Consider the following 13,101-nt stretch of genomic DNA (forward strand, 5'->3'; position numbering starts at 1 on the left):
TATGAAAGTAGGTAGCTTATTCTCAGGAATCGGCGGAATTGATTTGGGATTTATTCAGGCAGGTCACGAAATTGCTTGGGCAAATGAAATTGATGACGCTGCAGTAAAAACATATAAAAATAATTTTCCCGAAACGGAAATTATTCATGACGATGTAAGAAACATAAAGTTTGATAAACTTAATAGCGTCGATTTGATTGCGGCGGGTTTTCCCTGTCAATCATTTTCAATAATGGGATACCAACGAGGATTTCATGATTCCAGAGGCAATTTGTTTTTTGAAATTACAAGAGCCATTGATATCATAAGACCTCGTTATGTCTTTTTAGAAAATGTTAAAAATCTGATGTATCATGATAACGGAAAAACCTTTCTCGTTATTTATAATTCTCTTGTTCAATTCGGATACTTCGTAAAGTACAAAGTTATTGACGCAAAAGATGTTAATATACCCCAAAATAGAGCGAGAATCTTTATTGTTGCATTCAGAGATTATGCAGATTGCCTGAATTTTGAATTTCCGGAAGCTGTTGCGCTTGAAAAAACGGTTGATGATATCATAGACCGTTCCGTGAAACAAGAAGAAATATACTATTATAAGGAAGATAACAGGCATTATGACGAGTTGAATCGTAAAGTTACAAGTAACGGTATTTATAGAATTGATGACAATGGTATTGCCACTCGTAAATGGGAAATTTGTCCGACGTTAAAAGCGAATATGGGCACCTATCCCGACCGTGTGCCTATTGTCAGAGATGATTTTGGAATAAGAAAACTTACATTAAGAGAATGCTTGGATTTTCAAGGCTTTCCTGAAAGTTTTTTGTTTGAAGATGTACCGATGGATAAAGCATACAAACAAACAGGAAATACTGTTTGTGTGCCCGTAATTAAAAGAATGGCAGAAAAATTAAACAATTCGTTGTGAACTTCTTTTATGAAACCTGATTTAAAGGATTACAAAAAATAAGTTGAGATACGGATGAGTAATCATAATTATTTAAAAAGCACTGGAATAAAAGAAATATAAAAACAAGACGGGTGATGAGAATTATCCGCCTTTATTATTGCTTTGATCCCTGTAAAAACTCGCAAGATTATAACAGTCCGTTAGCAGAATTATGTTCACAAAGTGAACATGGTGATGGTAAACACAGTATTTTGCATGATAACAATATTGAAAGCTGGAGGAGAGACTCTACTCTTGCTTAATTAACAAGCACTTATAAGCGGTGCTATAATGTCACGAGGTGATCACGAACAACTTAAAAGGGGTTAAAAAATATTTTTGACATAATTGCGGCGAAAATAATCGGTCGTAAAAATGGGTTTTATGATTTTGTATCTCACGAGTGTCACAAATTATTCTTTATTATTCTTTTACTTTTTGAATGGTAGAATTAATAAGCGTAAAAACTGTTACAAAAGCCCGTCAACCTTAGAGGGCGGAATGCGAGTCATTTTATCAATTTGAGCTTTGAACCTACGATAACGGAGCAGGAGAAGTGCGATTTTATCTCTCAAATGTCTCAAAGTATTTTGGCAAATTTTGCGGATTTTGTGTCTCAGAATTGTCTCTGTCAGTGTCTTTTTCAGTTTTCTGTATCGGTTGAAAGCTGTTGATACAACTTGATTTCGGGACTTTTTGACCGCCAAATACATCGATTTACAACAAAAATGGACGACTCTTGTGAGTCGTCCGTTTCTTTGGCAGAGGTATAAGGATTCGAACCTTAAATGACGGAGTCAGAGCCTCGCAATCTTTTTTCAAAACCGCCTATTTAAACCATTTTTTCAGACTTTTTATCTCTCAAAAATCTCTCGGAATTTTGTTTTCGCTTAACACAGCAAATTCGTATGAGGAGTTGCGAACCTTACACTGAGGTATCAAAGCGAAATAATTTAAATCATTTTATGATTTAAACTGGTCGAATTCTACTAGTTTAAAATTTCGATTGATGTTCAACAAAGAAAAAACCAAAGGTAAACCTTCGGTTTTGTGGTAGGGCGGAGGGAGTTGAACCCTCGGTGTATATCTCATAAATCATAATAGCTCTATCAAAGGTTTACTGATACCACCCCACATACACCTGTATAATCCCCAGTAAAAGCCAATGAAATTAATTTCATGAAATCATCTCCTTTAAAATTAAACTCAAATTCAATCTTAGTATTGTCTCTGAATTCCTTGGAAATGGTAAATGATATACTTGATAGAATTATTGCTACTATGCTCATGAACTAAATTTCATGTATTATTATATCATATTTCAATTCAAAACACAATAAAACATTATTACTTTATGCAGATGCAATACTATGACTTAGTCAGAGAAAAAGTAGTTATACCTAAAAAATAAAAGGCGATTATGAAATTGATGTTCTCAATTTTAAACTCACCAAATTAAAAAAGGTATGATGATAACTGTTAAACACTATGTTAAAAACCCATCATAAGCATATAGCAAAATCAACATCTTAAAATATAGTTGTTTTTTATCTCAGCTTTAAAATCATATTGTAATTTACTTGATTTTTTGATATAATAAATATGCGTACAAATTCAGTTAACTGTACGCAGAAAGTTGGTGAATCGTTGCCTAAAGAAAAAATTGCAAAAAACGTTTTTGAAAACGTTGGCGAAATTGCAAAGACTTCTGATTTCAAAAATGCCGGTCTTACAAATTATGATGTAGCAAAGCTGTGCAAAGACGGAATAATCGAAAGAATACGAAACGGTTTTTACCAACTCCCTGATAATTACAATATAAGCGAAGAACAACTGCTTGCCACTTTGTTGCCTTACGGAACGGTTTGTGTTGAATCGGCTTTGTTTTATTACGGATACAGCGATTTTGCTCCGAGAGAATGGTCGATTGCAGTTCCTCGAACTTATAGAAACCAAATTTCAAATATGCAAGAAATACCTATCAAAGCATATTATATTCAAAAAAATATAATTGAACTCGGAAAAACAACAGGTGATTTTAACGGTGTAACACTCCCTGTCTATGACCGAGAACGAACAATCTGTGATTGCTTCAAATATCGTTCAAAAATAGATAACGAAATGTTTAATAAGGCACTTAACGCCTATGTAAAAGATGAAAAAAAGAACCTTACAAATCTTTCTAAATATGCCAAGGAAATGCGTGTTTATGTAAAAATGATGGATGTTATGGAGGTGTTGCTGAATGGCTGATATTGCAACGCTGACAAAAGCACTTAAAAAGAATTTTGAAAATCGTGAACACGCCTTTACGATGGAACAATTTGAGCCGTTTATAGCAATGGTTGAAAATAAAGAATTTGAAGAAAAATGGACTACTTTGGAGAGCAAGTGGAAATAAGAGGAGGAAAAACAAATGATAAAGAAAGCTACTTATCGCACGGAAGATCAAGTTAGAGATAGTGCTAAAATCATATTGGGCTTTGATGCCGCAGAAGCAAAAGTGCAACAAGGTACTGGACAAATTACAACCTTTAATCAATTAGGATTTACTGGCATAAACGACAAACCTGACGGATGGTATTTGCCTGATGATCATAATATGCCAGCCATAATACTTGAAACTAAGTCAGAAGCAGAAGATATATCTAATCAAAAGTGGATTGATGAACTTATAAAAAACTGCAACATTGTTGCGACAAAATATAAGCAAGTAGTCGGTATTCTATATAATGGCATAGATGTTCGTGTTTTTAAAAACAATATTGAAGATACCGAGGCTTCAATAACTCTTCAAAATAAGACATACTATATTGCCCTTTTCACCAAGAACGCCATAGATAAACAACGCATTTATAATCTTACAAAGAAAATCAACGATTGCTTGCATACAGAGTTTGGTATTAAAAATTTGTATCACAGAATGATTTTTACCGCTTGTGCCTTGGTTGCCAAAAGATATGATGCAATATTAATCAAAGGTATGGATTTTTCACTTATGAAAAATTCAATTTTAAGCACCTTATCAAAATCATTAGAAGAAAATAAAAAACAAAACTTAAAACTAGATTTATTGATTGAAGTTTATTCCGAAATCAAAATGAATAATGCTTCTAATCAAGAAGCAATTGATAACTTCATTAAATGGGTTTCTGAAATTTCCGATTGCGTTAATTCGGATTATTGGAATGGCGAAGATGTAATGGGTATATTTTTCAATGAATTTAACCGTTATAAAAAGAAATCCGAAAGCGGGCAAGTGTTCACCCCTGACCACATTACCTCATTTATGTATCGCCTCATTGATATAGATCAAAATGACAGAATATTGGATGCCGCTTGCGGCTCCGGTGCGTTTCTTGTAAAGTCCATGTGCAACATGATTAAAGAAGCGGGTGGCATAAACGCCAAGAAAGCACCGGAAATCAAAGAAACACAGTTGTTTGGCATTGAGTTTGACAGGGAAATATTTGCTCTTGCCTGTGCAAATATGCTTATCCATAAAGATGGAAAAACTAATTTGGAACAGTTGGACACACGTACACAAGAGGCTTGCGACTGGATAAAGTCAAAAAGCTATAAAACTAACAAAAAAGGAGAATTTCAGAAGGACAAGAACGGCAACCTCATACTTACAAATAACTACATAACAAAAGTTTTGATGAATCCACCCTTTGAGCGCAAATACGGTTGTTTAACAATCGTAAACAATGTTCTTTTAAATGTACCGCCGCATACAAAATGTGCTTTTATTCTCCCTGATAAAAAACTAGAAAAGGATAACGGAGCTAAACTACTCAAGCATAGCACCTTAGAGAAAATAATTAAATTGCCAGAAAAGATATTTTCTGAGGGTGTAACAACTTCCATCTTTATTTTTGAGTCAGGTACTCCACAAAACAATAAAGAGATTTTTACCTGCTATATAGAGGATGATGGTTTGGAAACGGTCAAAAATCAAGGCAGACAGGATATTAAGGATAGATGGCAGAGCATTGAGGATAAATGGGTTGAGATAATTCGAAAACAATCGGGTGATAACACAATAAAGTGGATAAAGCCTTCTGAACATTTAAGCTATCAGGTTCCAGAAAAAGAATTTGAAATTAGCGAAGAGGATTTCACCAAAACAATGATGGATTATTTAATGTTCAAACAAGGCATTGATGTTAAGGAATTTGGCGAAAAACTGCTGACCAAGGTACTGTATAGCAGTTCTGTGGAGTCGAAAGATGATTATGTTTCAATTATGCTGAAAAACGGAGGTGATTGCAGTGGGCAAAATTGATACGTCGAAGTGGGAGCCTTTTAAAATCCGTTCGCTTTTTACTGTAAAGCGCCCAGCGGCGAGAAGTCAGTCAAAATATGACGATGGTGATGTGCCCTTTGTTGCGTCAGGAAACCACAATAACGGCGTTTTGAAATACTTATGTCCTAAAACTGGGGAAATACTTGATAAGGGAAACTGCATTACTGTAAGTCCAATAGATGGCAGCGCTTTTTATCAAAAGAATGATTTCCTAGGTCGAGGTGGCGCTGGATCTTCCATAATAATGCTATATAATGATAGTATCAATGAGTACAGTGGGTGCTTTATAGCAACTATTATAAGCACGGTTTGTAAAAAGTATTATTACAGCGATATGGCAAATAAAGACGTTATTGCAGAAGAGACAATTATGCTCCCTGTTGATGAGAATCATCAACCTGATTTTTCATATATGGAAGAATATATGAAAAATCGAGAAATTGCAGTCAGCGCTTCGCTGACTAAATTGCATTCAGCGAAGCAATCTGCTGTTTTTCGAAAAATCGATGTAAAAGAGTGGCGAAACTTTCATTTATATGATATATTTGAGATCGATTCTGGTACTAAATTAGATAAAGCAAAAATGGATACAACCATACCTAAAATAAGCTTTGTAGGTCGCTCAAATTTTAATAATGGTATAACCCAAAAAGTTAACGAAATAAAGGGGTTAACTCCTTATGATTCAGGTTGTTTAACTTTAGCGTTAGGCGGTGCATATTTGGGCTCATGTTTTATTCAGGAAGAACCTTTTTATACGAGTCAGAATGTTGCAGTTTTAATTCCAAAAGAAAATATCACCTTTGAAGCAAAGCAATTTATTGCCTCTGCAATATTTAAAGAGAGTCAAAATAATTATCGAGCATTTATTAAAGAATTAAATGCTCATATCAAGAGGAATTTTGTAATAAAATTGCCTGTAAATACCGATGGAGATCCCGACTATGATTATATGACAGCGTATATTAGCAAAATAAAAAAGCAAAGTTCACATACTCTTGAAGCATTGCAAGCCATATAACTGAGCAGTAAATAAAATTGATATCATAACAAAAAACAAGAAACACCAAAGGAGGTTTATATGAGCGAAATTAAAACATCTTCAAAAGGTATAGATTATGCTCCTCCGCACACTCTTAAAACGAAAAAAAGTGTGTACTCTCAAGCAATGCTAATGAAAATTCCTCATGAGCATCACAATGAACCAGATATATCATTAAAAATAGGAAGATATCTATTTCCTTTTGGTAAAGTTCAAAATGAAAAGCCAAAAAGTGAACTTACATTAGATAATGAAGAATTAAATGCTCTTATCAGTTATATTTCTGAATATTATGTTCCTGTAAATCTTGGCTCCGGAAAATATATAAATGTATCTGATGATGATGAAGAGCTTATAAATAAATTTAAAGAGTTAGTTGAAAAGAATAGCGATACTGCCGAATTTCTGATTGAAAAAGGAATTCTGTCTGACAATGTATTTGTTGCTGCAATATCCATAAAAAAGAAGGATGCCCTTATTGATTTTGAAAGAAATCTTGGAGAAGCATTGCCTGAATCTTTTTGGCAAAATTGGTTTACTGAAAACAAATGGGTTCTTGGTTCGGATTTTGCACAAATTATCGATGAGCGAAATATAGATACTGAGAATATTGCAGACTATATAATGCGTGCTTTTGATGGATTCGTGGATTTAGTAGAAATAAAAAAACCAAACGGTTTGCAGTTTTGGTCTGCAACAAAAGATCATAATAATTATGTTCCTTCTACTGATTTAGTTAAAGCTATTACTCAATGCCTCAACTATATTTATGCTATTGAGCGTGAAGCAAATAGTGCTAAATTTATTGAAAAGACCAAAAGTAAAGTAATAAAACCACGATGTATTTTGATTTTTGGGCGTTCTAATGATTGGAACGATGAACAGCGAGAAGCTTACAGAATACTCAATGCTGCATATAATCAACTATCAATTCTTACATATGATCATCTTTTATTTCGTGCTAAAAATGTATTGGGAATAACCGAAGATGTTGATACTACAGATGACGATGAGTTACCATTTTAGCAAAAGAGTGCCGAGTATAACTTTTGAAATAAGTTATACTCGGCATAATTTTAGGTAAAGATTAAATCAAAATTTACAATCTCCGTTGCTCTATTACGGATATTATTCATCTTCTGCACTCATAACATACAATTATTTTAGCTATAGATATTATTGGGTTCAAAGACGGTGTGTTTCTTTAGGGCTCAAAATAGGTTCTGCCTAAAAGTGCGGAAAGCCTTATTTTATGTGGGTTTGAGAGGGTTTTGATATTGTCAAAAACCGACAAATTAAAAAGGCGTTTTGTTTTTGACTAAAAAGTTCAATCAAAAATTGTCAAAAACAGGGCGTTTCTGGATTTTTTTGTTTTTTATTTTTTTATGTTATAATTATATTGAAGACCACAGGTGTAATCATCTCGCAACAGTCCACCGGACTATAAACATAAGTTATTTGATTCACGACATTCTGACAGAGAGAAAACTCAAAACTTGTGGTCTTTCATTCAAAATAGTAATTGTGGCGGTTTTTGTTTTTTTAAAAAATTTGTTACAATTACTATGAATGTCGGAGATAAACTGAATATATCCATATGAGGGACTGCTCCGATGAGCGGTCTTTTTAATTTTTTTAGAAAGGTAAATATGATTAATAAAATAAAATTATCCGATTATCCAATAAACATAGATACAATTTGTTTCAAAATCAATGCGGAATTAAACGAGAGTTGCTATTCCGATTGGGAAAATAAATATAAATTTTATCAAACAATCAGATTTGTAAACGGAAGCAGAGTCAGTATCAGATATTATCATTTTTATAAATGTCTTTCTATTTATATAGATTCGTTGCCGGGGCTTTTGTACGGTTCGTCGCAAGAACTATACAAATACAGTGATTATCCTCATTTCAAAAAAATACTTTCCGATTTGCTCAACGGTGTAACGGGTCTTGATGAATTCAAACCCGATGTTTGGGATTATGCAAGAATTGTTCGATTAGATTTGAATCAGGATTATTATTTTTCGTCAAAGAGCAATGAAGAAAAATTCAGGGAATGGATTAGCAAGTTCAATATGCCATACGGAAAAGGCGTTGTTTATAATTCCGGCAAGAAAAACGGAACAAAATCGACCAACTTAACTTGTTACTCGAAAGATGAGCAGCTAAAAAAGAAATATCGAAATTTTGAAAATCCGTATAGTTACAAATGCTTTTGCACAAGGGTTGAATTTCAGCTTAAAGCAAATTATTGGAAAAGCAACAAAATATATTTGCTTAACATTCTTTCAAACAACTGCGAAAAGAAAAGTTTTGATAGTAGCCTGCTGTAAGAGATGTAATTAATATTGTAAAAGAAAAGAAACTATGATATAATATTTTACAATAATTGCGAGGTGATATTATGGCAGGCAATGTTGACATGAATAAAGCCAAAAGTGCAAAAAATGATGAGTTTTACACTTTGTATTCCGATATACAAAAAGAGATCAACGCTTATATAGAATACAATCCAGATGTGTTTAGAGATAAGGTTATTTTATTACCTTGCGATGACCCTGATTGGAGTAATTTTACAAAGTTTTTTGCGCAGAATTTTGAAAACTTTGGCATCAAAAAATTAATTAGTACAAGTTATGCACTTGATTCAAAGTACAACAATGTGCCATTGCAATTATCTTTGTTTGAAACGCAATCACCTAAATTCGATGAAACAAAAACAAATTCTCACGGCAAGATTTTTACATTAACAAGAGATACAAATAATTCTGGCAGAATAGACATTGATGATTTAGAGTGGGAATATTTAGAGGGAAATGGCGATTTTAGAAGTAAAGAAGTTAAGGCACTTCGTGATGAGGCTGATATTATTATAACAAATCCACCATTTTCATTGTTTAAGGAATTTTTGAGTTGGGTATCAGAAAAGAATTTTTTGATTATTGGAAATATTAATTGTATTTCTTATCAAGAAGTTTTTTCAATGATAAAAGAAAACAAGGCTTGGCTTGGCAATGGTATGGGAAGATGGATTTCTGGATTTATTGTACCAGAAGATTATGAACTTTATGGAACAGAAGCACGAATTGATGAAAATGGTAATCGTATTGTTGCAACAAATAATTGTTTATGGTTGACAAATCTTGATCACGGAAGAAGACATCAACCATTACAATTAATGTCAATGGCTGATAATATAAAGTTTAGTAGTCACAAACAAGTTCGTAATAAAGAGTATAAAAAATATGATAATTACGATGCGATAGATGTGCCATTTACGGATGCAATACCAAATGATTTTGATGGTAAAATGGGTGTACCAATTACTTTTTTAGATAAATTTAATCCAGATCAATTTGAGATTATAGGAATTATGGCAACAACAAAAGTTGCAGGTTATAATTTTGGATATCCATATATTGATGGTAAAAAAATCTACGCAAGAATTATTATTAGGAGAAAATAAATGAAAACTACACTAAGAACGGACTTGACCATTAGAGATATTTGTAATGGCTTTGTTTATAATGAATATGAGGGCAAAGGTTTGTTTGGTTGGTCTGGTAAATTAACCATTCAACCTGAATATCAAAGAAATTATATATATAACGATGGCAAAAAGGATGTTGCTGTTATTGATTCCTTGATGAATGAATATCCAATAGGTTTGTTATATTTCGTTAAAGTTGCCGAAGATAAATATGAAGTACTTGATGGTCAACAAAGAATTACAAGCATAGGAAGATATGTAACCAACAAGTTTGCTGTAAAAGATAAAAATGGAATGGAACAAAACTTTGGTGGATTGGATTTGAGTATTCAAAAAAAGTTTTTAGATATTCCTTTAACAATATACATTTGCGAGGGTGAAGAACAAGAAATAAAAGAGTGGTTTAAGACAATTAACATTGCAGGTGTACCACTTAACGAACAGGAATTATTAAATGCAATATATTCAGGACAATTTGTTACAAAGGCAAAAGAAGTGTTTAGTAACAGCCAAAATGCAAACATCCAAAAGTGGAGTGCGTATATAAAAGGAAATGTTGTTAGACAAGATTATTTGCGTACAGCGCTTGATTGGGTTAGCAAGGGCAATATAGATGCGTACATGAGTCAACACAGATATGATGACAATATAAATGAGTTAAAGACATATTTTGACACAGTAATTGATTGGATTAATACTGTTTTTACAGATGTTATAAAAGAAATGTGTGGGCTTGAATGGGGAAGATTATACGAAACATATCACAACAATCCTTATAATCCAGAAGAAGTGTCCAAAAAATTACACGAACTATATGATGATGAATTTGTTGATAATAAAGGTATTTGTGAATATATACTTGGTGGATGTGTTGACACCAAATTATTGAATGTTCGTGTATTTGATGAACATACAAAAAAGGTTGTTTATAACGAGCAAACAAAAGAGGCAACACAAAAAGGTATATCAAATTGTCCTTATTGTGCGATTGGAAATGGCGCAGAAAAAACAAAAATCTGGGATTTGAAAGATATGGATGCAGACCACATAACTGCGTGGAGTAAAGGTGGCGCAACAGATATATCAAATTGCCAGATGTTATGCAAAACACATAATAGAGCCAAAGGCAACAGATAATAAGCATATATCAAACACATACAAAAGATATAATAACAGTATAGAGAGTAGAGGTTTATCCTCTGCTCTCTTTTTGTCTTATAAGCCTCTGCAAGGCGGTTTTATATTAGTCAAAGTAATTTTATACTTTACTAATCATTGATAATCTCTTCATAAAAACTTGACCTCAACTTGATATTTTTTACAAAAAAACATTAGACACATCATAACATAAACTTGTCAAATGATGTGTCTAACTTTTTTATCAATGATTAAATTTACAATTTAATGCTTAAGTCTCAAAAAGTGGCTTATTTAATAGCCTCTGCAACTGCAACTGCACAAGCAACAGTGGCACCTACCATAGGGTTGTTACCCATACCGATAAGACCCATCATTTCTACGTGAGCAGGAACTGATGAAGAACCTGCGAACTGTGCGTCTGAGTGCATACGACCCATTGTGTCTGTCATACCGTATGATGCAGGACCTGCAGCCATATTATCAGGGTGAAGTGTACGGCCTGTACCACCGCCTGAAGCAACTGAAAAGTACTTTTTGCCTGCTTCAAGTCTTTCTTTCTTATATGTGCCTGCAACAGGGTGCTGGAATCTTGTTGGGTTTGTTGAGTTACCTGTGATAGAAACATCAACATTCTCTTTCCACATGATTGCAACGCCTTCTGTTACATCGTTTGCACCGTAGCAGTTAACCTTTGCACGAAGACCGTCTGAATATGCCTTGCGGAATACTTCCTTAACTTCGCCGGTGTAGTAATCCATCTCGGTTTCAATATATGTGAAGCCGTTGATTCTTGCGATGATCTGTGCAGCGTCCTTGCCAAGACCGTTAAGGATAACACGGAGAGGCTTTTGTCTAACCTTGTTTGCTTTTTCAGCGATACCGATAGCACCCTCTGCGGCAGCGAATGATTCGTGACCTGCAAGGAATGCAAAGCACTCTGTTTCTTCTTCAAGGAGCATCTTGCCGAGGTTACCGTGGCCAAGACCAACCTTACGCTGATCAGCAACAGAACCGGGGATGCAGAATGACTGAAGACCCTCGCCGATTGCAGCAGCAGCTTCAGCAGCTGACTTTACGCCCTTTTTGATAGCGATTGCACAACCAACTGTGTATGCCCACTTTGCGTTTTCAAAGCAGATTGGCTGAATGCCTTCAACGATTTTGTAAGGGTCAAAACCCTTAGCCTGGCAGATTTCTCTGCACTCTTCGATTGATTTAATATCGTATTTTTCAAGAACAGCAAGGATTTGCTTTTCTCTTCTTTCATATGATTCAAATAAAGCCATTTTTATATCCTCCTACTCTTATTCTTTTCTTGGGTCGATAATCTTAACAGCGTCAGCAACACGGCCGTATTGACCCTGTGCCTTTTCGAATGCTGTGTTTGCATCGTCACCTGCTTTGATGAAGTCCATCATCTTGCCGAAGTTAACGAACTTGTAGCCGATGATTTCGTTGTCCTCATCAAGAGCGATACCTGTTACATAACCGTCTGTCATTTCGAGGTAGCGAGGACCAGCCTTGCGAGTACCGTACATAGTACCAACCTGTGAACGAAGACCTTTACCGAGATCCTCAAGACCTGCACCGATTACCAAACCGTCATCAGAGAAAGCACTCTGTGTACGACCGTAAACGATCTGGAGGAAGAGTTCTCTCATTGCTGTATTGATAGCGTCACAAACAAGGTCTGTGTTGAGAGCTTCAAGAATTGTTCTGCCAGGGAGAATTTCTGATGCCATAGCAGCAGAGTGAGTCATACCCGAGCAACCGATTGTTTCTACAAGAGCTTCTTCAATTACGCCGTTTTTAACATTAAGTGTGAGCTTGCAAGTACCCTGCTGTGGAGCACACCAACCTACACCGTGTGTAAAGCCGGAAATATCCTTGATTTCCTTTGCCTTAACCCACTTTGCTTCTTCCGGGATAGGAGCAGCACCGTGAGCAACGCCCTGTGCTACAGGACACATTGTTTCAACTTCATGTGAATAAACCATTTTCTAAACTCCTTACTTTTAATTTAGAATAAATTTTTAAAATTTACCGTCTTTATTATACCCAATAAGTTTCTTGTATTCAAGTAAAAATATAAATATTAAGCATTTTTTGACAAATTATACACAAAATAGTTATATATACACTCTTTAATTATAAGTTTTTAG

At 34.4% G+C, this 13,101-nt stretch carries 11 protein-coding genes; 9 read left to right on the forward strand and 2 right to left on the reverse strand.

All coding sequences use genetic code 11. From position 1 onward, the window contains the following. Window position 1 precedes the first annotated feature (1 nt). The 9 genes from B5D29_RS00380 to B5D29_RS00415 all read left to right on the forward strand — a co-directional run bounded on the left by B5D29_RS00380 (window position 2) and on the right by B5D29_RS00415 (window position 10,936). Window positions 2-931, forward strand: coding sequence for a DNA cytosine methyltransferase (locus B5D29_RS00380; RefSeq protein ID WP_078767596.1), 930 nt, complete (start codon window positions 2-4; stop codon window positions 929-931). A gap of 1,668 nt (window positions 932-2,599) precedes the next feature. Then, window positions 2,600-3,205, forward strand: coding sequence for a type IV toxin-antitoxin system AbiEi family antitoxin domain-containing protein (locus B5D29_RS00385; protein WP_242941704.1), 606 nt, complete (start codon window positions 2,600-2,602; stop codon window positions 3,203-3,205). Next, complete coding sequence (locus B5D29_RS08540; RefSeq protein ID WP_242941705.1) at window positions 3,198-3,353, forward strand: hypothetical protein; 156 nt, start codon at window positions 3,198-3,200, stop codon at window positions 3,351-3,353. Before B5D29_RS00385 ends, B5D29_RS08540 begins: the two co-directional genes overlap by 8 nt. 15 nt (window positions 3,354-3,368) lie before the next feature. Next, window positions 3,369-5,240: an HsdM family class I SAM-dependent methyltransferase gene (locus tag B5D29_RS00390; protein ID WP_078767598.1), complete on the forward strand. Its 1,872-nt coding sequence runs from the start codon at window positions 3,369-3,371 to the stop codon at window positions 5,238-5,240. Next, complete coding sequence (locus B5D29_RS08640) at window positions 5,227-6,282, forward strand: restriction endonuclease subunit S (RefSeq protein ID WP_159443361.1); 1,056 nt, start codon at window positions 5,227-5,229, stop codon at window positions 6,280-6,282. The genes B5D29_RS00390 and B5D29_RS08640 overlap by 14 nt, the downstream gene beginning before the upstream one ends. Before the next feature lie 60 nt (window positions 6,283-6,342). Continuing rightward, window positions 6,343-7,329, forward strand: coding sequence for a Shedu immune nuclease family protein (locus B5D29_RS00400; protein WP_078767599.1), 987 nt, complete (start codon window positions 6,343-6,345; stop codon window positions 7,327-7,329). 623 nt (window positions 7,330-7,952) lie between these two features. Then, on the forward strand, window positions 7,953-8,642 hold the full coding sequence (locus B5D29_RS00405; RefSeq protein ID WP_143406697.1) for a hypothetical protein: 690 nt from the start codon (window positions 7,953-7,955) through the stop codon (window positions 8,640-8,642). Window positions 8,643-8,713: 71 nt separating this feature from the next. Then, the gene (locus B5D29_RS00410) at window positions 8,714-9,775 is read left to right on the forward strand and encodes an adenine-specific methyltransferase EcoRI family protein (RefSeq protein ID WP_078767601.1); all 1,062 of its coding nucleotides are present in this window, start codon (window positions 8,714-8,716) and stop codon (window positions 9,773-9,775) included. Further along, window positions 9,776-10,936 carry an HNH endonuclease family protein gene (locus tag B5D29_RS00415; protein WP_078767602.1) on the forward strand — a complete coding sequence of 387 codons (1,161 nt, stop codon included), beginning with the start codon at window positions 9,776-9,778 and terminating at the stop codon, window positions 10,934-10,936. A 290-nt stretch (window positions 10,937-11,226) separates the two neighbouring features. Here the strand turns inward: B5D29_RS00415 and B5D29_RS00420 are convergent, their stop codons facing one another. Then, window positions 11,227-12,225 (reverse strand): GGGtGRT protein, encoded by a 999-nt coding sequence (locus tag B5D29_RS00420; RefSeq protein ID WP_078767603.1) that lies wholly within the window; start codon window positions 12,223-12,225, stop codon window positions 11,227-11,229. Between the two features lie 18 nt (window positions 12,226-12,243). After that, on the reverse strand, window positions 12,244-12,936 hold the full coding sequence (locus tag B5D29_RS00425; RefSeq protein WP_078767604.1) for an iron-sulfur cluster assembly scaffold protein: 693 nt from the start codon (window positions 12,934-12,936) through the stop codon (window positions 12,244-12,246). Between the last annotated feature and the right edge of the window lie 165 nt (window positions 12,937-13,101).

This window comes from Eubacterium coprostanoligenes (assembly GCF_900167205.1).
Taxonomy (GTDB): Bacteria; Bacillota; Clostridia; order Oscillospirales; family Acutalibacteraceae; genus Eubacterium_R; species Eubacterium_R coprostanoligenes.